The sequence below is a fragment of the Dictyobacter formicarum genome (assembly GCF_016587435.1).
Map to the genome: position 1 here is coordinate 174,141 of NZ_BNJJ01000005.1, position 22,722 is coordinate 196,862.

Genomic DNA, 22,722 nt, shown 5'->3' on the forward strand with positions numbered 1-22,722 from the left:
AGAGTACGCATGCCTGCATTTAAAGTGGAAGCACCATTTGAACCCACTGGTGATCAACCAGATGCGATCGCCCAGCTCACCGAAGGTATTCGGGAAGGGCAAAAATATCAAACATTGCTCGGTGTAACTGGTAGTGGTAAAACGTATACAGTAGCCAAAGTTGTTGAACAGGTACAACGTCCGACCCTGGTGCTGGCGCCAAATAAAACGCTGGCCGCCCAGCTCTATAGCGAGTACAAAGAGTTCTTTCCCAACAATGCAGTTGAATACTTCGTTTCATACTACGATTATTATCAGCCAGAAGCATATATCGCGCGTACCGATACGTATGTGGAAAAAGAGAGTATGCTCAATGAAGAAATTGAGAAACTACGCCTGTCCGCAACACGCAGTCTGTTTGAACGACGCGATGTCTTAATCGTAGCCTCGGTATCCTGCATATATGGTCTGGGTAGTCCAGAGGAATATGGTGAGGTCGTGATGACGCTGAAGGTGGGAGAAGAGCGTCGTCGCGATAAAATCTTGCGCCACCTGACCGAGATTCAGTATGAGCGGAATGATGCGAACTTTATCCGTGGTCGTTTCCGGGTGCGTGGCGATGTGATGGAAATCTTTCCCGCTTATGAAGATGTAGCGGTGCGTATCGAATTCTTCGGCGATGAAATCGAGCGCATGACAGATATTGATCCCCTGACTGGTGAAATTCTCAAGCAGAGGCAGCGCCTGGACATTTATCCCGCCAAACACTGGGTGACCACACGTGAGCGCTTGTTCAGATCGATCGAGCTAATCGAGGCAGAACTGGAGGAGCGCTTAAAGGTCCTGGAGAGCGAAGGTAAACTGCTGGAGGCGGCTCGCTTAAAGCAACGCACGAATTTTGATATAGAGATGCTGCGCGAAACGGGTTTCTGTTCCGGCGTTGAGAACTATTCGCGTCACCTGGCTGGCCGTGGTCCTGGCGAACAACCATGGACCCTGTTGGATTATATGCCGGATGACTATTTACTGGTGGTAGATGAGTCGCACGTGGCCCTACCACAGGTACGCGGCATGTTTGCAGGTGATCGTTCACGCAAGCAGGTGCTGGTAGACTATGGTTTCCGCCTGCCATCAGCAATGGATAATCGTCCGTTGACCTTCAACGAATTTGAGGGTCAGATAAATCAGGCACTGTTTGTCTCAGCCACTCCCGGGCCCTATGAATACGAGCATAGCCATTCCATCGTTGAGCAACTGATTCGACCCACCGGCCTGATCGATCCAGAAATCAGTGTACGACCCACGAAAGGACAGATTGACGATCTGCTGGATGAGATTCGGCAGCGGGTCGCCAAAGGTCAGCGTGTCCTGGTCACAACATTGACCAAGAAAATGGCGGAAGATCTTGCCGACTATATGCAAGAGCTGAATATCAAGGTGCATTATCTGCACTCAGAAATCGATACGATCGAGCGGATCGAGATTCTACGCGATCTGCGCCTGGGAGTCTATGATGTAGTAGTTGGTATTAACCTCTTGCGCGAAGGACTCGATCTGCCTGAAGTATCCCTGGTGGCTATCCTTGATGCAGATAAGGAAGGCTTCTTGCGCTCGGAGGGCTCGTTGATCCAGGTCATTGGACGCGCAGCTCGCCACGTCGAAGGCAGCGTTATTATGTATGCCGATAGCACAACCAGGTCGATGCAGCGCGCCATTGATGAGACTAATCGTCGCCGCAAGCTACAATTAGCTTATAATGAAGAGTACAGTATCACCCCGCGGGGTATCCAGAAGGACGTCAAAACGCTGTCTGAGCGCATCAAAGCAATGAGTGGCGCGGAAGTGGAGAACAATGGTAAGAGTCCTGCCACTGTTCTGGCCGGCATACCAAAGGATGAGGCTTTGCGTTTGATTAAAGATCTGGAATCCCAGATGCGCGCGGCTGCTAAACAATTAGAATTTGAGAAGGCGGGTCAACTGCGTGACCAGATCATTGAGCTACGCCGTTCAATGGTCGAATAATCCCATCATATATAGCTGGAGGAGCCGCTTATCAGATCCTCCAGCTATATATATCAGCCTGGGGACGCTGACGCCCCTCCACTCTTTTTTACTTTTTTATGCAGTGTTGCAAGAAATGTATATATGCATACTCCTTGCAACACCGCATAATTTTTTGATCGCCGTAGGATCGAACCGCCAGGCGTCAAATACACGAAGCGCATGCTTCTCAAACAGGCTGACAGCATGAGCATATTGCCCTGACACTACATATCTGAAGGCAAAGCCAGCGCACTATGAGCATAGTTTGAATTTTCTACACCTGCAAAAATAATTAAAGCATTGGATTTTTTATTATAATTTAAGTGTAATCATATTATCATAACACTGATCCAGTTTGTATATTATTAGTATAATTACGACCCACAACCACAATTCGACATTAGATAAATACGTTCTGCTTAAGACATGAAAAAAAGAGGCAGTGTAAAACCGTTCCTATGCATAAAAATGTTGTGCGCAAAAGACAAAAATCGGGTATAGTATAGGGTGTTTTCCGAACACAATTACAGAAAGGAATATAACAATAGAATGACCCATCATCATGACTCTTCTGAAAAACACAGTAGCGCATTGTTGAGTGGTGCCCAGATTTTACCCCGTCGCGTGCGTCCAAATATGACGGTGGCGGAACTGATAGATGAGCAATTTCAAGCTTATAATGGGGCGCGCCTGAATGAGGCAGCCCGCGTCTACGCTGAGCGTATGCTAGACCCGGCACAGGATGTGACAGTTGGTCTTACGATGGCCGGAGCCCTGACGCCAGCAGGTCTGGGCGGCTGTGTGCTGACATTGATGGAATATGGCTTTGTCGATTTTATCATCAGTACGGGTGCCAATCTCTATCATGACATGCATCACGCTCTGGCGATGTCTTTACACCGTGGTGACTTCCGGCTGGATGATGTGAAGCTGCAGGAAGAAGGGGTGATTCGTATTTATGATATCCTCTTCGATGATCAGGTTCTGCTCGATACTGATGCCTTTGTGCGCGAGAGCTTGCGCAGTCTGCCAAATCATCCCATCTCTACATCAGAATTGCACTATCATCTGGGACAGCAGCTGCTTAAAGCTGGTGTCAAACCAGAATATTCGGTGCTGGCTCAAGCGGCCGCCTGGAACGTGCCGATCTATACTTCCTCTCCAGGCGATTCCTCCATTGGTATGAACGTGGCGCGCAATGCTTTGGAGGGTAGTCAGCTCACGCTCGATCCACTGGCAGACGTGAATGAGACCACTGCTATCGTGCACCATGCTACCCGCAATGGTGTCATCATTCTCGGTGGGGGTAGCCCGAAAAACTTTTATCTGCAAACACAACCCCAGCTGTGGGAGGTGCTTGGCATTCAAAAGGGTGGCCACGACTACTTTATTCAAGTTACGGCCGATGCCCCCCATTGGGGTGGTCTTTCCGGGGCAACCCCTTCCGAGGCCGTGTCATGGGGTAAGATCAAGCCTGACCAGCTCAATAATGCCGTGGTTGTTTATGGCGATTCGACTATTGCTCTACCTCTGCTGACCTCCTACGCGGTGAGCAAGGCGCAGCCACGCCCACGTCGCGAGCTCTTTGCCAGGCGTCAGGAAATGCTCGACGAGTTAAAAGAAGCATACGAGACCGGTAAAAAGGAGCGCCCTTAAGCTAACTTCCACCTAAACACAAGCAATGCTGTGCATTAGGTAGAGCCCTGAATGGTATTTAGGTTGACAACTAAATGCCATTTAGGTTGATTGCTTACTGGCAATTAGGTAGAAACTCATTTCCAATTAGGTAAAAATTTTGCATTTTCCTTGGCATTAGCTTGACAACCTAATGTATAATATCAACCAGTGTGCGGAAAATTGTGGCACACAGTTAATTGCAGGCACAGCCCTTTTAATGGTAGCCATAACCCTGCACAATTGGAACATATTAGGAGGAAAATGCGATGCTGGTCCACTTGATGCTGGAACTTTACAACATTGACCGGAACATCCTGAGTGATGAGGCTTTGTTGCGTCGTACTCTCAGCGAATTGCCAGAACGTGTCGCGATGGAAAAAGTTAGCCCGGTCCATCTCTATGATATTGAAACATCTAATCCACTTGACGCTGGCATGTCTGGTTTTGTTGTGATTGCCCAGAGTCACGTTAGCCTCCATGCATGGCCTGAGTATGGGGAAGTTGATATCGATATCTGTTCCTGCAAAGAGTTCAGTCAGGAAGATGCGATCGCGTTTGCCAAAGAAATCTTCAAGACAGACGATGTCGAGGCCCATTTCGTTGTGCGAGCCACACGCTCGTTGCGCCCGGAAGAGCCAGATCCAGTCCGCTATGAGCAGGCGATGGAAGCACGCCGCTTAGCCAAATTGGGGGTGCGCTAAGGGCAATAAGAGAAAAGCGAAGTTTATCTTCGCGCTCCTATTCCCTACAGCTGAAGGGTGAGGTGCTTGCCGTTTTACGAGGAAGGCACCTCACTTTTTTTTGTGTTTTCTTTCCGGGATAAGAATGCTACAATGCATGCATTGCCGCCTGCGGCACTCGAAAATGGGAGAGATTGGTACGCGAGCAGGCGCTGTGTGTGCCAGCCTGGGAACGGCGATTCCCGGCACTCTCCGCTGAAGAGTTACGATAATTTTTTTTCGAGTAATAAATAATAGAGGACTATTTTCCATGGAAGATGGGTTGATCAGCCAGTTTGGAGCTCCCGATGCTCCTCATTGTAATCCTGAGACGGCGCGCATTGCGATTATTCCGGCTCCGCTAGAATATAGCGTCTGTTATATGGAGGGGACACGCATGGGGCCGCAGGCTATTTTAAATGCTTCTAGCCAGATGGAGCTCTATGATGAAGAGCTGGACTGCTGTCCAATCGAGGCGGGCGTATATACATACCCGGTGATTGACTATACTGGCATGAGCCATGAGCAAGCGTTGCGAGCCACAGGAGATGCGGTAAAACAGGCGCTGGCTCAGGGTCAGATTCCTCTTACGCTGGGTGGAGAGCATTCTTTGTCGGCTCCGGTGATCGCGGCCGTTCATGCACAATATCCTGACCTGACGGTGGTGCATATCGATGCTCATGGCGATTTACGCGATGAGTATGAGGGCACGCCACTTTCGCATGCCTCGATTGAGCGGCGCGTGGTAGATATGGGCATTCCGCTGTTAGAGATTGGCATTCGCAGTTTTAGCCCTGAAGAAGCTGCATTTATGAATACAAAGCCCAATGTGGAAGTGGTCTGGGCCTATCAATTAGCCAAGGGACTGGCCCGTATCCCCTGGGAACGGCTGGGCAAGCATACATATGTGACGATCGACCTGGATGCCATCGATCCCAGTGAAATGCCGGCCGTGGGTACTCCTGAGCCAGGAGGGCTCAGCTGGTACCAGGTTCTCGATCTGTTTCAAGAGATCTGTCGGCGCACCACGATTGTGGGTATGGATGTAGTTGAGTTGTGTCCAATGGAAGGGCAAACGCGCGCAGATTTTCTGGCCGCCAAGCTGGTCTATAAAATGATTGGCTATCGCCTGTTCACCAAATAATTGTACATCTGGGCACAGCGCCCCCATTGCTTGTAGACGCTGATGCGCCCGCGTCTTTTTTATATCCGGGTTTGCAGGAGATATGCCGTGATATATATCCCGCAGCCCGGATATATTTTTTTGTGCCTCTTATACTGAAAGAGATATAACAAGTCCTTACAAATAACTGCTCATGTCGCGCTTCGATGATTGTATGACTATGCTACTTACGACTGTACTACTTACTGGTGGGTAGGAAGAGGATGGAGCATTTACGGTATTTACGAGGTAATCATCACAAGTCAGTCGGGGCTATGTATGGTAAAACTGTAAAGGTGCCAATCCGCTCTCTTCTCTTGTGCGCGCTCCTCTTCTTTAATCTATTGAACACAGGCTGTAGCTCTTCTGCTAATAAGCAGCAGAAAACCATTGATGGCTCTTCCTCACAGGCCATCACTTATAGCACCAATCCCCATGATGTAGTCATCCGTACTTTTTATGGGGGCGGGTTAGATGGCGCGCTGTCTTTGAGTCCACAAATCAGCATCTATGGCGATGGGGCGTATATAGTTGGCGTCGAGAGGCAAGGCACGTTAGGTGACGATCAGTTCCAACATCTATTGAGCACACTCATTAATAATGATAAATTGCTGACACTTAAACGTCAGGTGTTCTCAGATTCATCCGATCAGGACGTAACACTGCTGCAATTGACGCTCAATGGCCAGGTTCATACCATCATCTATGGAACCTTTGACGATCATGCGCAGTCAAACGAGGATATAGCGTCCTACCAACGAGTGGGTCGGGCCATCACACAGATTATGAATGCGCTTACAGGACCTACTCAACCCTATCATGCTTCCGCCGTTGCTCTGCTGGTGCGGAATGTTCCTTATTATGACTATACGCAATCTATCCCACAATGGAGAGATCCTTCGTTTACGCTGGCGCAGGCAGCGCAGCTTGAATGCGGTCCACAGCCAGAAGATATTGATCCTAATAAAGAGGCAGCCTGCTTGAAATATACGATTCCCAGGCAGGCCATCTTGCTAAATACAGCTCAATGGCAAACATTACAGAAAGTGCTGGGGAAACAGCTTTCCGCTACCTTTATGGAGCGACAACATTACTATGAGGTCCGTATCAGACCGCTTTTGCCTGAAGAGGTCGCTGACCATCAGCTAGCCATGTTTGGAAGCGCACAGAGTCACTATAAAAGCGTTCCACTGCACATGGGGCCTTTGCCGCCGGTTTCAGCGTAGACGGCCTGATTTTCACCTGCTTGTGCTGAACATAATCCCTATTACGATCTTTTTTTATCGCGAGAAGCGCGCATAGGTAGAGTAGTAGAAAGATCGAGAGTTGTGGTATACTAACAAGGACGCGTCCCACAATATCTGGCACAACGAAGCGCAGCGCGTCAAATATTCCAGAGTAGGTGCGGAACGACCGACGGGAGGAAGGTTCCAACAAGATCTTGCCGATCTGTCCACTACTTTTAGCACATCCCCAATAAGGCATAACATTTAATCAGGTGAGCAAGGGCGCTGATGATAGTAAGGAAGGATGCACTGCATCTTTTTCTATAGAAGAAACTCATTGTACGTATAAACAAGGTGCCAGATGCGCCTGGCTCGCCACGCAGGTGGCAATTCTGATTGCTTTTAACACAGCCTGACTTTGAAAGGAAACATGACCAGAGAATTCAATAATCAGAGACGAGATGGCTCACGTCCACCATTTCGTAATGTATCCTCCAGCCGATATAATGACGAGCGATCTTCACGTCCAGCTCGGCCTCGCCTTAACCGAGAAATGGTAGATCGTGCCTGGGAGAATGGTGCCAGCCGTACACACGCGGATTATCATCCGCGCAGTTCTAATGGGGCATCACAATCCCCCCGCAATAACTGGCGCAACAATAATAATCGCTCTAGAGACAATTCCTCCCATAATACACAGGGCAACCGCAGACCCTATAGCCAGGGCAACTATGAGAACAGGAATTCTCAACGCTCTGAGCGCCCATATGGCAATCATCAGGGTCCACGCTCACGGAACTTCAATTCCGATAATCGCTCTGATAACTTTAACTCCGAGAGACCGGAATATGGCTCGCAGCGTAGCTATAGCCATAATCCCTCTTTCAGTCCACGCGGACAACAGGGCAATCGAGCTCCACAAGCGCGTGGGTATGGGTCTCGTGGACAGCAGGGGACCAATGCGCCGGGCACGCGTGGGGCCGCACGCCACGAGCGTCCTGAGCGCGATGTCCGTAACAATCCACGCCGTGACTTTCGACCACGCGAGGTGGCAAAACGTCCACCTAATCCTCGCTGGTTGAGCCGTCCTGAAGTACGGCAGGCCCGCGATGAGCAGCGCCACAAAGAGTATATGCAACATTTTGAGGGCGATTACGAACAGTTCGATGACAATGAGGTACCTCAATTTAACCCATCGAACGAACGCGCTCCACGCGGTTCGCGTCCACGCTTCGGGCAGCCTGAAGAAAAACATGTTACCCGACTTCCCAATGGACGTGTCTTGAAGGGGTCGCGACCAGATCAGCGTAGAAACGCGCAGTTCTGGACCGAGATTGACGAAGATGCGGATAGATTGATCGAGCAGATCGGTGAGGACGAAGATGATTTCTTCCAGCAACCATCTTCGAGGCCCGTCAGATCGACATCCGCCAACCGAACGCCACGACGTGCTGCCACGCGCGGCAAAAAGAGTCAGAAGTCAGGCGCCCCGCGTTCCAGTGGCCCTAAGCCTTCTGAGAAGGGCTTTAAATGGCCATCACAGCAGCAGTAATCGTTGGCAGTCTTTTATTATTCAAGGATGTGTCCAGTTCATAAACTGGACACATTTTGTGAACAGTTAGTTTAATTAAAACAGCAACGATGAGTACCCAGCTTAGAAGGTACCGGAGTAGCTAGCATGTCTTATCCAAGCTATCTCAATCTCTATGAGACAGGGGAATTAGCAGAACGAGCAGCAACCGCCTGGGAGATCTTGCGCCATTGTACGATCTGCCCTCAGAATTGTCGCTGCGACCGCACTGCTGGCAAAACAGGGGTCTGTCATTCGGGAACGGAAGCAATTGTAGCTTCCTGGAATGTCCATCGCCGTGAAGAGCCTCCCATCAGTGGCACACGCGGAGCAGGCACTATCTTTTTTGGCTATTGTCAGGCACGCTGCACGTATTGCCAGAACTTTTCGCTTAGCCAGGGTGGCCTGGGACATCGCGTGGGGCCAGAACGCCTGGCCGAGATGATGCTCTATTTGCAAAAGAAGCGCTGCCACAATCTAGATCTGGTCACACCAACACACTTTGTGCCGCAGATTCTAGCAGCATTGGTAATCGCCTGTGAAAAGGGGCTACGCTTACCCCTCGTCTACAATTGCGCGGGTTATGAAAATCTGGAAACCCTGCAATTATTAGATGGTGTGGTGGATATCTATCTGCCAGATGCCAAGTATTCTGACAATAAAAATGCGCTACGGACCTCCAAGATGCCTCGGTATGTCGATCATAATCAGGCAGCTTTACGAGAGATGTATCGCCAGGTGGGTCCTCTTGAAGTAGATGAAGAGGGCATTGCGCGACGAGGGATGCTGATTCGACATCTCGTTATGCCTGAGGATGTTTCGGGCACGCGCGAGGTGCTGCGCTGGATTGCAGAAGAACTGAGCCCCGATACCCCGATCAGCCTGATGGATCAATATTTTCCAGCCTGGAAAGCAGTCAATGATCCCGTTCTCAATCGCCGCTTGTCCTGGGCAGAATACAAAACAGCCCTGGATGCACTTGATGAATTCAACTTTACTGCGGGATTCGTCCAGGAGGATCTGATTGAGGTAGATACGACATCTGATACGTAATAAAGGTAAGGGCAATTCTGGTTGGCACTAGTTAGATACATCCAGGTTGCCTCGTCCCACAATGGACCAGGCACGTTATAATCTGTAGGGGGAAACTACATGCCTCATGATGAGAAAGTGGTGGAAAAATCGTAAGGCTATGTATTATCGTCTACATAATTTGCCGAACGATACCTGGTGACGTGCCAGAAGACATGCAAAAATGGAGAACCCTTATGAACACTACGGCCACGTTGAGCCGCATATTCTCAGGCATCCAGCCTGAGCTTGATCAGGTGGATGCTCTCTTTCAAGAAAGAGCAACGTCTGGACTGGCGATCCTTAATTCTGCTTCGATGCATGCGCTTGCTTCTCCCGGCAAACGTTTGCGAACTGCATTGACCTTGCTCGCGGGAAAACTTAATCATTATGACTTTGGGAAATTGTTGCAATTAAGTGTGGCCTTTGAGATGGTTCATCTGGCAACCTTGATTCATGATGATATTATCGATGAAGCGGCCACCCGCCGTGGCAATCCCACCGTAAATGCGTTGTGGGGAGATAAGATCGCCATCCTTCTGGGCGATTATTATCTGGCCAAGACGTCAGGTTTGATTGCTGAAATTGAGAATCCACGCATCGACCGTCTGTTTGCTGATACAGTGGCAACGGTATGCGAAGGTACTATATTGGAAATGATGACGTCTGGTCGAGCGGACCTGACTGTCGAAACCTACTTTGAGAAAATCAACAATAAAACCGCCTGCCTGATTGCAGCTTGTTCCAAAGGCGGAGCCATCTTGAGCGATGCTACCGACGAACAGATTGCGCTGCTGCATTCTTATGGCTTGAACCTGGGTATTGCATTCCAGATCATTGATGATATTCTCGACTATACTGAAGATCAATCTACGATCGGCAAACCAGCTGGCAATGATCTACGTCAGGGCATGGTGACGCTACCTTTGATCTATGCGCTGCAAGGAGCATCCCAGAACGGGCATCAGCAACAGGTACAGACTTTACTCAATAGCGATGAGCACAATGAAAAAGATATTCTAGAAGTGGTGGATTGGGTTACGCATAGCTATGGAGTAGAGCAGTCTTTGCAGGAAGCCCATGATTATGCCAATAAGGCACGCGAGGCCTTGCATCATTTCCCAGCCTCACCCGATCGCGATGTGCTGGATGAACTGATCGACTTTGTCATCAGTCGCAGGCGTTAATGGAATAACTGAAGAATGAAAACAAATTTTGCTTTAGAAGAAAAATTTCGTGAAGTCGGGGGCAAACGTCCCTATGTACAGCGTCTGTTTGGACGTATTGCTGGTATATATGATCTCATGAACAGGCTTATGAGCCTGGGGTTAGATGGATACTGGCGCCGCCGCGCCGCGCGCTATCTGGCACTGGCCACGGGAGAGACTGGCCTGGATTTAGGAGCAGGTACGGCCGATCTGGCGATCACAATCGTTAAACATGCGGGTCCTGGCACGAAAATGATTGGAATGGATATTACTCCAGAGATGCTTGATGAGGGTCGCCGTAAACTGGCTCGCATGGGACTGCAAGATAGCATTGAACTGCGCGTCGGTGATGCGGAGCATATCGATCTTCCTGATAATAGCGTCGATGGCTGCTGTTCCGCATTTATGGTACGCAATCTGACTGATATCCGTCAGGGGTTCTCCGAGATGTTGCGCGTTGTGCGCCCTGGTGGCCGCGTCGTCTGTCTGGAGATCAGTCATCCCCCGGGTAAAATCTTTGGCACACTTTTCTACCTCTACTTCTATAAGCTGGCCCCGATCTTTGGGACAATCATTGGCAAAGCTTTTGAGGAATATAATTATTTGCCCAATTCCCTTACTACCTTCCCCAAAGCTCCTGCTTTACAGGCAATTATGGAAGAGGTAGGTTGGAGTGATGTTCGTTATTACTATCTCAATGGTGGCATTGTGGCCATTCATGTGGGGACAAAAGCTGAATAATTCTGTTGGCACGAATGGAGATCGCTAGCATTCTGGTCTTATTTCTATTCTATAAATAAATAGTAAACTACTTCCTGCTAGCGTCTCCATGCGACGCGTGCATCTCTTAACCTTTTCTGCGCCCAATTGAGGCCGCATCTCCCAGAAAACCTTCGAGCGATTTAGCCAGATCGTGCAGTTGGGCGGCCTCTACCATTGAGATCTCATGTCCGGCTTTGGCCACTCGATAGAGTAATTGGACGGCTGCGGGTCTGGTAGCCGCGGCCTCACCGGTCGGTGCACCACCCAGCAGTGATGCGCGCATCGCATCAACATTGGCGTTGACTTGCTCCAACTCAGTTACATCGATAAAACCGACGGGCTTAGGAATCGATCCCTGTCCCGGCCCGTGGCTTGCTTCCCATTGACGCCGCTCTCTCCTCCCCGCCGCGCAATAACAAAAACGTGGCTGCTCCGATTCGGAGTCCAATACGCCACTATCTTCACAAATTGGACAAATAGGCATCGCTGCTCACTCCTTGCTCATCCCAATCAAGCTTGTTATGTTTTTCATACTATATCATATCGCTTATAGCGATGTGGATATAGTATGGCAGTGTGTCTGACTCCTACGCTGATGGGGCAACTGAGCGCCCGCTTTCGGGCGCTCAGCGCGCGTTCTGCCTGAATAAAACTTGTTGAGCGCCGCAGGCGCGTAGTGTCAGGGGCCGGAGGCGCGCAACTTATGGCTTTCAGCCATGCGCTGAAAGAAATCGCTCAGATAGGGTCAGGAGAGACATTGGCGGCCGCTCAAGTAGTCTTTAAGCATATGCTCACAGTCAAAAGCCATGTGGCCCAGAACAACCTCTGGCTCACACCAGCAGGCCTTTCCCTCGCCCGAGTCATGCTGGGTACCGCCCTGGATATGGCCGCGATACGCGATTGAGACAGCGCGAAAGCGTGGATCGCGATCAATGGCTGAATAGACACCAACTAGCCCGGTAATCGCTATATCATAGCCAGTTTCTTCGCTGGCTTCGCGCCGCACACATTCTTCTAACGTCTCTTTGTAACGCACAATACCGCCAGGAATGGTATATCCCATTCCATCACTACGATCAACCAGCAAAACTTTGCCATCTTTTTCAATAATGACACAGGCGCTGAGTATAGGCGAAATCTGCCCTAGCGTAAGAAGAGCAATCAGTCGAAAAATAATACCGGCCAGCAAACCTTTAAGCTTCTCTTTCATTGGTGTCCTCTTCTCTATCTGATGCCTGCTCCGTTTCATTTTCAGTGGCTTGAGCGCGTAACAAAGCAATGCGCTGAACAATTCGCGCAGAGACATCTGAGAAGACCATTGCCACAGGAGAATCCGCCAGGCTTACAACAATTGGATATCCTTTATCTCCATTGGTTACAGCAATGGGATCTAAAGGTATACGTCCGAGCATAGGCAAGTCGTCCAGTTGGGCACGAGGTTCGGGACTCGCGGGAAAGATTTCGACCATTTGTCCACAATGGGGACAGAGCAGACCTGCCATGTTCTGTACAATACCCAGAATCGGCACAGACATGCGCTGGAACATGGTCACCGCTTTAGCCGTATCGATGCGCGCGATATCCTGCGGAGTTGTCACTAAGATCGCACCGGACAATTCAATTTCACGACAGAGGGTAGCTTGCGGCTCACTGGTACCAGGTGGGAGGTCGATAATCAGGTAATCCAGTTCTCCCCAATTAACGGAAAAGAGCAACTGGCGAATAAGCATGCCCAGAGCGTCTGGTAATGGAGCCACAGCCTGCTCTTCTCCAATAAAGAAGCCCACCGACATCAGCTTGACACCATAGCGCAGCAAGGGCTGGATCTTTTTCTCGGCGGCCAGGTCCCTGCGTTCAGCTAGCGGCAAAATAGCCTCGCTTCTAGCGTCCGCCCGCTTGCGTACGCCAACCATCATCGGAATGCTTGGCCCATAGGCATCGCCATCCAGCAGGCCAACACGCGCCCCCTCTCTGGCGAGAGAGATAGCCAGATTTACACTTACCGTCGATTTGCCAACTCCACCTTTACCACTGCCCACCACTAGAACAGCACCGATATGCTCTAAGCGTTCACGTCGTGATTGTTGACGCATCATCCCTCCCCAAAAATAGAAAAAACCTTGCCTGTTCAAATGTTAGTATAAGAGTAATTTATGTATTTGACAAGCGTTCGCGACGATTAAAGCAGTGCCTTGAGTGCCAACAGGCGCCATATAACAACATAAAGATCCAGGAATAAATAAATACTACTTCCTGGATCTTTGTGTTCGTTATTCCATTACTTTTCTTGCGCAATGAAATTAATAGTCACTAATACCTTGTTCTGGGCGATAGCAATACTAGCCAGATTGGGCGGCTGAATATCGAAATCGGTCATAAGGAGCGTGGTGGTAGCGGTGCCACTAATGGTTTTGTCGGACAGTTTACCAGTGACGGCAAATGTTTCTTGCCTGGTCTTTCCATGCATGGTTAGATTGCCCAACAGCTGGAAAGAGAGCGGCTTCCCATTGCTATAGTGAGTGGGCATCCCTTGTGTGCAGGTTGAGGCGAAATCGGCATTCGGGTAGAGATCGGTCTCCAATGCAAGGGTTCGTACAAAGCGATCGCGCATGGATTCATCGGTCCGCAAGGTATTCAGATTGACGGTCAAATGAAGAGAAGTAACCTGAGGAGCCGGCGTGGTGCTAATCTGGAAAGCTCCAGTTACATCATGGGTCTTGCCAACTGCGTCGGTACTTGGCAGGTTACGCAAAATGAGATTCTCGTGCACTTTGTAGCTGGCTGTTGATTGACCAGGGACAATGGTAAACGAGCGTAGAGCGCCCGCAGCCGGCTGCGTTGTACACTTTGCCATAGAAACAGGTTTGGGAGGTGCATTTACTTTACTAGCAAAATAAAAACGATAACTACCAATCGTCACCAGCACAACAACCACAATGGCCAGTACCGTAACTATAAGTGTACGACGTCCCATATCTTATCCTCCACCCGAAACTATCTAACACGTCCTGATGCGTATATTATACTCTACTTATCAATCTTCAGGTGTAAATTGCTACCACCCGCTACAAACGTGATGAGGAGGCGAGGAATATAGATCATCTAGCTATATGAAGAGATCAGAAGATACTATATAATAAGAAAAAAGATCGACAAACTCTACCCAATCCGATCATTACTTTTTAAGGGGAGACAATGTCAAACACGGAACAACTGCGCGGTCCCGTTCTGGAAACGGGACAGATTATACCGGCCTTTACACTTCCTGGCGCTGATGGTATGCCACACAGTCCATGGGATTATAAGCAACACGACCACCTGGTGCTGCTCTTTGTACCCGCTGGTGCCACCAGTGAGGTGCGTGCACTGCTGCGCACCTATGCACAACATTATGCCGGGTTCCGCGAGGAACAGTGCGCGCTGCTGGCGATTACACCAGATTCGGTCTTCAATAATCTACAGATTCAGGAAGAACTGCATTTACCATTCTCGTTGCTCTCAGATACGCAGGGAAAAGTCATTGCGCGCTATACACATTGGGATGCGGACACGCATACGCTTTCGCCTTGCATCGTGCTGGCCGATCGCTATAGCGCCCTCTATCAACGCTGGATTGCCAGTAGCATCACGGAATTACCATCGATCCAGGACCTGATAGATAACTTGCAATACCTTAATAAGCTCTGCACCCCTTAAAGGATGCGGTCACTACTTTCATGTACGTGCTTATGCCAATCTGGTGAAGCGAGCCTGTTGCGCTTATTTCTGCGTAGCCGGCCAGCAGAAACCAGATGATATCTATTCTTGAACTATGAAAGGATATCTATGACGCAGCAGAATACATCACAACCATCTGATTGGAATCTGGAAACTCGCCTGGTCCATGGTGGGCGCAAAAAAGCTCGAGCAACTGGCGCTGGGGGACAATCGACGGTACCACCAATTTATGCCAGCACGACCTATACGCATGAAAACATTGAGGCTCTGGACCAGGCATTTAGTGGCAAAACGCCAGATGGCGAACAGGCTTATGTCTATGCCCGTCAGGGAAATCCGAACGCCTATGGCTTTGAGAGCGCGCTGACACATATTGAAGGAGGGGTAGGAGCGATCGCCTTTGGCTCTGGTATGGCTGCTATCCATGCCGCACTACTGGCAGCCGGTCTGACGGCAGGAACTAAAATCGTGGCCTCCAGAGACCTCTATGGTCCGACCGTTACACTGATGCGCAAGTTATTCTCCACCGTGGGAACACAACTGATACTGGCTGACTTTTGCCAGCCCGCCATCTATGATTTATTGCGCGAGGAGGAGCCAGATGTCATTTATGTCGAGACGATCTCAAATCCATTGACCAGGATTGTGGATCTGGACGCGATTAGTGCTGTTGCACGCGAGATCGGCGCGGTCACCATCGTCGATAGCACCTTCAGCACGCCTTACCTGACCAGGCCTATCGAGCATGGCTTTGACCTGGTGGTACATAGCGCAACCAAATACATCAGTGGCCACGGCGATAGCACGGGCGGCATTGTGATTAGTGCAAAAAATACGCTGCTCAACCAATTGCGCGACTATAGCAATCTGCTCGGAGCCATGCTCAGTCCCTTTGAGGCTCATTTGATGTTGCGTGGATTGCGCACGCTGGCCCTGCGCGTTGAGCGCCAGTGCAGCAATGCTTTGCAGGTGGCACAATTTTTACAGCAACACCCGGCCGTCGCCCACGTGCATTATCCAGGCCTCGCAAATCATCCCTCGCACGAGCTGGCCAGCCGGTTAATGGACCATGAACACTTTGGCGCGCTGCTCTCATTTGAACTCAAAGATCAGTCGCGTGCCGCTGTATTCCGCTTTATCAATAAGCTTCAACTCTGTATCTCCGCTACCTCGCTCGGCGACGTCTTTACATTGGTGAGCTATCCACCTATCTCATCCCACCGCACGTTGCAGGCTAGAGAGTTACAAGATATGGGCATCAGCGAAGGATGTATTCGTTTATCAGTCGGCATTGAGAATGCTAACGACATCATCAAGGACCTGAATCAGGCGCTCAGCGCATAGTAAAATATGCGCCGAGCGACTTCGGCGCCAGACGGTGTGCGCCTGTGCGGCGCTCGTCTTTTGTATACAGTGTTGCCAGAAATGCGCTGAGCGCATTTCTGGCAACACTGTATACAAAAGACGACGACTAAAATGCGTAGGCGCCAGGAAAAGTTACAGCCAGCTTATTTGGTATGGCGGATATATTTACCAGGAATCAGATCTTCCCCTTCGCCACCTGCCGCGGGGGACATGACATTCAACAGATCAGATTTAGGATTGACAACCAACCTATTCTCCACCGAGCGTACGCCAGGAAAGCTGCGTGCAATCTGCTCGGCTGCGGCTTTCTGTTCAGAAGTGTGCACATAACCACTTAAACGTACCATACCCAGACGTGGATAGACACCAATAGGCAGGTCACGTGTACGCTCATCCCGACCCAGAGCCATAGCCAGCTCAGCCGCCAGCGTATCATCACCAACCAGGCGATTCTTAATTTCCAATAAACCTGGTACCCCAGAGGCCTGGTCCTCAACCATCTCGGCACGCAGAGAGCTAGAGATATTACCATCCAGGTATAGAACACCATCCAGTACACGAATTCTCATGCCAGGAAAATCGATATGAATCGGGGTCATATCAAAGATGACCTGCTCAACTTCGCGCTGTAATTCCTCATCAGTGCGATACGGAGGCAGGGTCTGAAAAACTGGCTCTGGTACGTTGATTGAAATAGCTCCGGCATCAATCTTTGTAATATAATTCTGGCGAATTAAGATATCCTGTCCGGCTCGCAATGAACGCACCACGATATATGCCAGTTCGCCAGTCTGTGGGTGTGCTGCGACAAGCTTCAATGTACCACGTGCGTTCGAATTGACTTCGTGCACCACACTTCGCGCATCCAGCAGAACGCCAGTGGCCTGGGTGATTGCAGCATTGAGCTCATCACGTGAAATAGAAAGAGTAATACCGTCAGCAGATGCACCTGTCACCTCTGAAAACGGCACATAGACTACTTTGCCAAAGAAACGACCAACTTTCACACCAAGTGAAACGATCTTTCGGCTACCGGGGTCTACACCCAGTTGGGAGAGGGTTCCATCTTCGCCATCGGTGCAAAATACTTTGCCACCAAAATGGAACTTCTCCATTTCTGAAATAGGAGCTGATTTGTCCATCTATCTGTCTAACCTCATCTTGCATACTCAAAACGACCCGGCCAGAAATCAAGCTATGTCGTTATTCTAGAAAGAAGTGTAGCACTTTATACTTGTTAATGACAAGATACCCGTAACAGGATGGCTTCTGCACATCTATTGACCTCACTTGTAGTACGTAAAACGGTTCGAAAAAACAGACAGATAGATAGACAGAATCAGCTAGTTTCGCCCAACTGAGCCATGCCGCAGCGGCATCGCGCCTGAAGATGAACCCCGCGTTGGCTGGCGTCTGCGGCGCAAGCGCCTGACGATTTTAGGGGTCATGATAAGAAACGCCAGTACAAAGAGTACAACCACCACCAGCATGATATACGGAGCTATAAACGAGACCAGAACACTGACCATCATCACAATATCTTCAGCAATGCTGAGTGCCGTATTCAAAAAGCCAACTGTGGTTGCCGAAGAGGCAACCCGCGTTGTTGCTTTGGTTGTATGGGTCACCCCGGCGAGGCCAGCGCCCAGTGCCAATGTCAGTGGCATCCACCACGTATTATCCATCGTTTGATTGCTAGCCGCGGCGGCCACAATAGCGCCCGCAACCGGCCGAATGACCGTATGGATAGTATCCCAGATATGATCGACAACCGGAATTTTATCTGCAAACAGGTCAGCCAGCGTTAAGACGGCCATCATAACCATAAACCAGGGCTGCGTAATAAAAGCAAAATGCGGATTAACGTGGAACTGATCCGGCCAGATACGGGCAGCCACCGCTAAAGAAAACAGAGGCAGATAGGCATTGATGCCAGATGCAAAGGCAAGACCATATGATGTCCCTGGATTCATGAACTATATACTCCATTTCCATCAAAAACATTGATAATACCATAGAAAATAAACGTATCCAGCAGGTTGAAATCCAAAAATGCAGAATAACACATAGCTAGACAGGTATCTGGCGGCTCAGAGCGTCTGTGGTACCGAAGATGATATTGTTCAACTCAGGCGCATAGCGTTCTACAATAGCTTCGGTGATCGCGTTGGCCTGGCAAATCTCACCAAACATACTGGCACTCCGGCGTGGTGTGCGCTTCTGGGTCACAGGATCAAGCTCGATCAAGCCGAAACGCACATACCAGCCATCGTTCCATTCAAAGTTATCGACCAACGTCCAGTGGAAGTAGCCCCGCACCGGGATACCATCCTGGATCGCCCGCTGCAAGACGGCCAGGTGGGCCAGTAAGGCTGCGGGCCGGCGATCGTCCAGTCGATCACTAAAACCGTTCTCGGTAATATATAGCGGCTTATTGCCGCGTGTGCGCTGATAGACAGACTTCAGGATCCGATAGAGTCCCCATGGATAGATCTCGCCAAAACTATCTGATAGACCATCATCATTGCGCACAGAACCAGGACGTACAAAACGGCGTCCAAAAGCTTCTGCAGGCCTGCGAGGATCAAAACTAACTATCTCGCGCGTATAATAATTCACTCCATGATAGTCTCTGGCGCCGGCTGCATGCACTAAAGGGGACAACACCCGGCCGGCAGGAAACGTAAAGCGCCCCGTCTCCCCCGCCTGCAGGGCCGACCAGGTAAACATATTTTCTTGGATTGAGGCGGCGCTGCGATCAAGTAGCGATAGGGAATTGGCCGGATCAAACAGCCGATAGTGCAGGCAGTAGCCAATCTGCGCCTGCGGCCGAATAGTGCGGATGGCATAAAACGCTTCTACATGGGCCTGCATCAAATTGCGCAACACCTGAAACGTGCGTACCAGATCCTTTTCGCCCGGTGGGAAAACGCCCATCAAGTATCCCTGAAACGCATAGACATTTGGCTCATTAAAAGTGATCCAGAAGGAGTTGACGTCTTGTAAAGCTGCTACCACATGCTGGACATAACGTATAAAAAAGCGCACATTCTCTCCATGCGCGAATCCACCGCGCTCAGTAAACCAGAGAGGATCAGTGAAGTGATGCAAAGTCACAACAGGGGTCAAATGTAGGCGGCGCAAATCTAACAACATGGCGCGATAACGCTCCAGTGCCGTGCTATCCCACTGTCCCTCCACAGGCTCAATACGACTCCACTCCAGACTGAGCCTTAACGCGTTGTTCTCCATCTGCTCAGCCAACAAAAAATCGTGCTCCGCATGTTCCCACCAGTCCGCTGCCTGACCACAGGTATCCCCACTGAGAATGTGTCCTTCTTGCTCCCAGCGATACCATTGGTTATTCGTATTTCCCCCTTCACACTGATAGGCAGCTGAGGCCGTCCCCCATAAAAATCCAGGTGGGAAACGCAATACATGCTGTTGACTCATTCTTTTCTCCGTTACATGCCCAATATCGATTCGTATCCCAATTGTAACACGAACGGCAGAAAAGTTAGGACGAGATATACATTGGCTTCTAAAAGTGAGGAAGACAGCTATGCACCACTAACTAATGACTGGCATAACTGTCCTTTGTAGTAAAAACAGAGGAAACAATTTAGTCGCGGATCGAGCGAGCAGGCAATGGACGTACCAGCGGGCTCATGACCGGCAGATCCTTCTTGCCACGCGGCAAGCGCTGTCGCACCAGGTAGTTGGGCGCGTTGGCCAGATCGTTCTTCTCCAGCGTCACATCCTCGCCAAAGCGATTGAAGAAGGAGAGCTCGAAGTTCGGGGTCTCACCCAGTGCTCCGTGCGGGCACACCTCCACACAGTCGCCGCAGAAGATACAGCGATCCAGGGCGAAAGAGTAGCGCGCCAGGTTGCGCTCGGCCATCATCAGCGAGCCCGTCGGACACACCTGGACGCAGGCGCCACAGGAGACACAGTCCGTGTCGTGCAGGCTGACATTGAAGGGCGTCGAGACAATCGTATCGAAGCCTTTGCCAAACATGCCATAGCAGTCCGGTCCAATCACGTCGTGGCAGACACGTACACACTGCGTACAGTTGATGCACTTGTTGGGATCGCGCAGGATAAAGCTGTGCGAGAGATCGGTCTCGTAGTCATGGTAGTCGCTGGGCTCCCCATCGTGGAAGCGGTTGTCGGCCAGACCATGCTCGATGCTATAACGCTGCAGATCACACTGTCCAGCGGCCGGACAGGCACACTGCAGACAGCGGGCTGCTTCGCGCTGAGCCTGCTCCTGCAAGTAGCCCATCTCAATCAAGGCGAAGCTCCTCTCGCGCTTGTCGTAGGGCAGCATCGGCATCTTAACCTTGGGTTCGACCGGCTTGTAGGGTACGATGTCGAACAGGTCGGGACGGCGCTCTTCCAACTCCAGGCGACGAGCCACCTCGTTCATATCCTCCCCCATCAGATAGGAGTGGATTGAGCGAGCACCCAGCTTACCCTGGGCTACACACTCAATGATTGTACTGGCGCCCAGCTGACAATCACCGCCGGCGAAGACGCCTTTGCGATCCGTCATGAAGTTGTGGGGATTGGTCTGGACGGTCTTCCACTTACTCCATTTGACACCAGAGGACTCGTTGAGCACCGTGGTATCCACCGCCTGCCCTACCGCTGGAATGACCGTATTACAGGCAATGGTAAACTCGGAACCGGGAATGGGAACCGGGCGGCGGCGGCCGCTGGCATCAGGCTCTCCCTGTTTGGTGCGCTGGTATTCAATGCCAACCACCTTACCATGCTCTTCCAGAATACGTTGCTGAGCCGAGCGCACCTGGAGATGGGTCCCTTCAGCAATGCCATCCTCGACCTCTTCCATCGTGGCGGTCATATCGGCACGCGTGCGATAATAAGTTGTATGCACCTTAGCGCCCAGGCGCAGCGAGGTACGAGTACAGTCAAAGGTCGTAAAGCCGCCACCGATCACGACCACCTCATCCCCTTCTTTCACAGGTACCGGCTTACCCTCAACCTTATCATAGAGGAACTTAATAGCATTGACCACGCCCTCAGCATCTTCACCGGGCACGCGCATCAACTTACTGGTCCAGCAGCCGATAGCGATATAGACAGCATCAAAACCCAGGGCAAACAAATCATCGATCGTGAAGTCACGACCCAGTTTCACATTGGACTGCAGGTCTACCCCAAGCTGCCAGACATGCTCTATCTCACGATCCATCAGATCCTTAGGCAAGCGGTACTCAGGGATACCATAGCGGAGCATACCACCAGGCTGAGGCTGCATATCGAACACCTTACAATAATGACCTCGTAAGGCTAGATAGTAGGCGCAAGAAAGCCCAGCCGGGCCAGCACCAATGATGGCAACCTTCTTACCTGTCGGGGCATCTTGCACGTAGGGAAGAGGCGCATCTAGCAGACAGGTTTCGGCGGCATGCCCATGCATACGACAGATGGCAATCTCTTCATCCACCAGCGTACGACGACAGGCCTTCTGACAGGGAGCCGGACAGGTCAGGCCCAGAATAAAAGGGAAAGGTAGCACCTCTTTAACCAGGCGAGCCGCTTCCTTCATCGCACCCTGAGCAATTAATTCCAGATACCCGGGAATATCGATATGGGTCGGACAATCAACCTGGCAAGGCGGCTGACAATAGGCATTGTGATCTGAGAGCATCATCTCAAGATTGGTGCGGCGTAGATGGAACAATTCATCAGAAGTGGTCGTTACGACCATATGGGGGGAAACGGGGGTGTTACAAGAGGGCAGGGGTCGCTCAATACCTTCGATATGCACCAGGCACATGCGGCAGGCCGAGGTAGGCTCCAGCTTCTCGTCATTGCACAAATTCGGGATATCCGTAATCCCGTTGTCAATGGCCACGCTCAAAATCGTTTGACCCTCATACGCCTTTAGCATCTTACCATCGATGCTAACTGTAAAACTGGGATGTCCCAGTTCATTGCGCGTTATAGGGACAGTTGGTTCTGGAGGCGTGAAAGAGAACGTATCGCGAGTGACGATCGTCATAATACTGCCTCTTTTTCGTAGTTCCCAAACAGCGGAAAAAACTTCATTTCAAAGTATGTAATACAACATACCTATGTTTATGTTACCTCAAAAAGTCTAAAACATCCAAGGGTAAAACGACTTTTTCAGTAATCTCAAATATGTGTCATATTTTGCAACCGCTTAAAGAGACAACATAATATTTCCATCAAA

At 50.3% G+C, this 22,722-nt stretch carries 19 protein-coding genes; 11 read left to right on the forward strand and 8 right to left on the reverse strand.

Going from position 1 to position 22,722, the window contains the following annotated elements; genetic code table 11:
- Positions 1–9: 9 nt before the first annotated feature.
- The 9 genes from uvrB to JMI88_RS10610 all read left to right on the forward strand — a co-directional run bounded on the left by uvrB (position 10) and on the right by JMI88_RS10610 (position 11,396).
- Positions 10–2,001 carry an excinuclease ABC subunit UvrB gene (gene uvrB, locus JMI88_RS10570; protein WP_201361793.1) on the forward strand — a complete coding sequence of 664 codons (1,992 nt, stop codon included), beginning with the start codon at positions 10–12 and terminating at the stop codon, positions 1,999–2,001.
- Between the two features lie 570 nt (positions 2,002–2,571).
- Complete coding sequence (locus JMI88_RS10575; RefSeq protein ID WP_201361794.1) at positions 2,572–3,678, forward strand: homospermidine biosynthesis protein; 1,107 nt, start codon at positions 2,572–2,574, stop codon at positions 3,676–3,678.
- A gap of 287 nt (positions 3,679–3,965) precedes the next feature.
- Positions 3,966–4,400 (forward strand): S-adenosylmethionine decarboxylase family protein, encoded by a 435-nt coding sequence (locus tag JMI88_RS10580; RefSeq protein WP_201361795.1) that lies wholly within the window; start codon positions 3,966–3,968, stop codon positions 4,398–4,400.
- A gap of 289 nt (positions 4,401–4,689) precedes the next feature.
- Entirely contained in the window at positions 4,690–5,562 is an 873-nt protein-coding gene (gene speB / locus JMI88_RS10585; protein ID WP_201361796.1) for an agmatinase, read from the forward strand.
- 314 nt (positions 5,563–5,876) lie between these two features.
- Positions 5,877–6,806, forward strand: coding sequence for a hypothetical protein (locus JMI88_RS10590; RefSeq protein ID WP_201361797.1), 930 nt, complete (start codon positions 5,877–5,879; stop codon positions 6,804–6,806).
- A gap of 430 nt (positions 6,807–7,236) precedes the next feature.
- Positions 7,237–8,358, forward strand: a complete 1,122-nt coding sequence (locus JMI88_RS10595) for a chromosomal replication initiator protein DnaA (RefSeq protein WP_201361798.1) — start codon at positions 7,237–7,239, stop codon at positions 8,356–8,358.
- A 126-nt stretch (positions 8,359–8,484) separates the two neighbouring features.
- On the forward strand, positions 8,485–9,429 hold the full coding sequence (locus JMI88_RS10600; protein WP_201361799.1) for a radical SAM protein: 945 nt from the start codon (positions 8,485–8,487) through the stop codon (positions 9,427–9,429).
- A 215-nt stretch (positions 9,430–9,644) separates the two neighbouring features.
- Positions 9,645–10,634: a polyprenyl synthetase family protein gene (locus JMI88_RS10605; protein ID WP_201361800.1), complete on the forward strand. Its 990-nt coding sequence runs from the start codon at positions 9,645–9,647 to the stop codon at positions 10,632–10,634.
- Positions 10,635–10,649: 15 nt separating this feature from the next.
- Positions 10,650–11,396 carry a ubiquinone/menaquinone biosynthesis methyltransferase gene (locus JMI88_RS10610; RefSeq protein WP_201361801.1) on the forward strand — a complete coding sequence of 249 codons (747 nt, stop codon included), beginning with the start codon at positions 10,650–10,652 and terminating at the stop codon, positions 11,394–11,396.
- Positions 11,397–11,502: 106 nt separating this feature from the next.
- Here the strand turns inward: JMI88_RS10610 and JMI88_RS10615 are convergent, their stop codons facing one another.
- From JMI88_RS10615 to JMI88_RS10630, 4 genes are all read right to left on the reverse strand, one after another.
- Positions 11,503–11,901 (reverse strand): hypothetical protein, encoded by a 399-nt coding sequence (locus tag JMI88_RS10615; RefSeq protein WP_201361802.1) that lies wholly within the window; start codon positions 11,899–11,901, stop codon positions 11,503–11,505.
- A gap of 261 nt (positions 11,902–12,162) precedes the next feature.
- A complete protein-coding gene (locus tag JMI88_RS10620) occupies positions 12,163–12,627 on the reverse strand; it encodes an NUDIX domain-containing protein (RefSeq protein ID WP_201361803.1) in 465 nt (154 codons plus the stop codon).
- A complete protein-coding gene (locus JMI88_RS10625) occupies positions 12,611–13,513 on the reverse strand; it encodes a P-loop NTPase (protein ID WP_201361804.1) in 903 nt (300 codons plus the stop codon). Before JMI88_RS10625 ends, JMI88_RS10620 begins: the two co-directional genes overlap by 17 nt.
- A 182-nt stretch (positions 13,514–13,695) precedes the next feature.
- On the reverse strand, positions 13,696–14,391 hold the full coding sequence (locus tag JMI88_RS10630; RefSeq protein WP_201361805.1) for a YceI family protein: 696 nt from the start codon (positions 14,389–14,391) through the stop codon (positions 13,696–13,698).
- Between the two features lie 221 nt (positions 14,392–14,612).
- On the opposite strand from JMI88_RS10630, the gene JMI88_RS10635 reads away from it, so the two are divergent.
- Together JMI88_RS10635 and JMI88_RS10640 are read left to right on the forward strand one after the other, a co-directional pair.
- Positions 14,613–15,113 (forward strand): redoxin domain-containing protein, encoded by a 501-nt coding sequence (locus JMI88_RS10635; RefSeq protein ID WP_201361806.1) that lies wholly within the window; start codon positions 14,613–14,615, stop codon positions 15,111–15,113.
- A gap of 129 nt (positions 15,114–15,242) precedes the next feature.
- Positions 15,243–16,478, forward strand: a complete 1,236-nt coding sequence (locus tag JMI88_RS10640) for a trans-sulfuration enzyme family protein (protein ID WP_201361807.1) — start codon at positions 15,243–15,245, stop codon at positions 16,476–16,478.
- A gap of 164 nt (positions 16,479–16,642) precedes the next feature.
- Here JMI88_RS10640 and JMI88_RS10645 read toward each other — a convergent pair whose 3' ends face one another.
- The 4 genes from JMI88_RS10645 to JMI88_RS10660 all read right to left on the reverse strand — a co-directional run bounded on the left by JMI88_RS10645 (position 16,643) and on the right by JMI88_RS10660 (position 22,530).
- On the reverse strand, positions 16,643–17,641 hold the full coding sequence (locus tag JMI88_RS10645; RefSeq protein WP_201361808.1) for a BON domain-containing protein: 999 nt from the start codon (positions 17,639–17,641) through the stop codon (positions 16,643–16,645).
- Positions 17,642–17,842: 201 nt separating this feature from the next.
- Complete coding sequence (locus JMI88_RS10650) at positions 17,843–18,472, reverse strand: DUF4126 domain-containing protein (RefSeq protein ID WP_201361809.1); 630 nt, start codon at positions 18,470–18,472, stop codon at positions 17,843–17,845.
- 97 nt (positions 18,473–18,569) lie between these two features.
- Positions 18,570–19,952: a glycoside hydrolase family 1 protein gene (locus tag JMI88_RS10655; RefSeq protein ID WP_201361810.1), complete on the reverse strand. Its 1,383-nt coding sequence runs from the start codon at positions 19,950–19,952 to the stop codon at positions 18,570–18,572.
- A gap of 169 nt (positions 19,953–20,121) precedes the next feature.
- Positions 20,122–22,530 carry an FAD-dependent oxidoreductase gene (locus JMI88_RS10660; RefSeq protein ID WP_201361811.1) on the reverse strand — a complete coding sequence of 803 codons (2,409 nt, stop codon included), beginning with the start codon at positions 22,528–22,530 and terminating at the stop codon, positions 20,122–20,124.
- Positions 22,531–22,722: the final 192 nt, after the last annotated feature.

Excerpts from the sequence above, each read along its gene's own strand:
- uvrB (WP_201361793.1), top strand. The coding sequence starts at position 10 with ATGCCTGCATTTAAAGTGGAAGCACCATTTGAACCCACTGGTGATCAA.
- JMI88_RS10575 (WP_201361794.1), top strand. The coding sequence starts at position 2,572 with ATGACCCATCATCATGACTCTTCTGAAAAACACAGTAGCGCATTGTTG.
- JMI88_RS10580 (WP_201361795.1), top strand. The coding sequence starts at position 3,966 with ATGCTGGTCCACTTGATGCTGGAACTTTACAACATTGACCGGAACATC.
- speB (WP_201361796.1), top strand. The coding sequence starts at position 4,690 with ATGGAAGATGGGTTGATCAGCCAGTTTGGAGCTCCCGATGCTCCTCAT.
- JMI88_RS10595 (WP_201361798.1), top strand. The coding sequence starts at position 7,237 with ATGACCAGAGAATTCAATAATCAGAGACGAGATGGCTCACGTCCACCA.
- JMI88_RS10600 (WP_201361799.1), top strand. The coding sequence starts at position 8,485 with ATGTCTTATCCAAGCTATCTCAATCTCTATGAGACAGGGGAATTAGCA.
- JMI88_RS10605 (WP_201361800.1), top strand. The coding sequence starts at position 9,645 with ATGAACACTACGGCCACGTTGAGCCGCATATTCTCAGGCATCCAGCCT.
- JMI88_RS10610 (WP_201361801.1), top strand. The coding sequence starts at position 10,650 with ATGAAAACAAATTTTGCTTTAGAAGAAAAATTTCGTGAAGTCGGGGGC.
- JMI88_RS10615 (WP_201361802.1), bottom strand. The coding sequence starts at position 11,901 with ATGCCTATTTGTCCAATTTGTGAAGATAGTGGCGTATTGGACTCCGAA.
- JMI88_RS10620 (WP_201361803.1), bottom strand. The coding sequence starts at position 12,627 with ATGAAAGAGAAGCTTAAAGGTTTGCTGGCCGGTATTATTTTTCGACTG.
- JMI88_RS10625 (WP_201361804.1), bottom strand. The coding sequence starts at position 13,513 with ATGATGCGTCAACAATCACGACGTGAACGCTTAGAGCATATCGGTGCT.
- JMI88_RS10630 (WP_201361805.1), bottom strand. The coding sequence starts at position 14,391 with ATGGGACGTCGTACACTTATAGTTACGGTACTGGCCATTGTGGTTGTT.
- JMI88_RS10635 (WP_201361806.1), top strand. The coding sequence starts at position 14,613 with ATGTCAAACACGGAACAACTGCGCGGTCCCGTTCTGGAAACGGGACAG.
- JMI88_RS10640 (WP_201361807.1), top strand. The coding sequence starts at position 15,243 with ATGACGCAGCAGAATACATCACAACCATCTGATTGGAATCTGGAAACT.
- JMI88_RS10645 (WP_201361808.1), bottom strand. The coding sequence starts at position 17,641 with ATGGACAAATCAGCTCCTATTTCAGAAATGGAGAAGTTCCATTTTGGT.
- JMI88_RS10650 (WP_201361809.1), bottom strand. The coding sequence starts at position 18,472 with ATGAATCCAGGGACATCATATGGTCTTGCCTTTGCATCTGGCATCAAT.
- JMI88_RS10655 (WP_201361810.1), bottom strand. The coding sequence starts at position 19,952 with ATGAGTCAACAGCATGTATTGCGTTTCCCACCTGGATTTTTATGGGGG.
- JMI88_RS10660 (WP_201361811.1), bottom strand. The coding sequence starts at position 22,530 with ATGACGATCGTCACTCGCGATACGTTCTCTTTCACGCCTCCAGAACCA.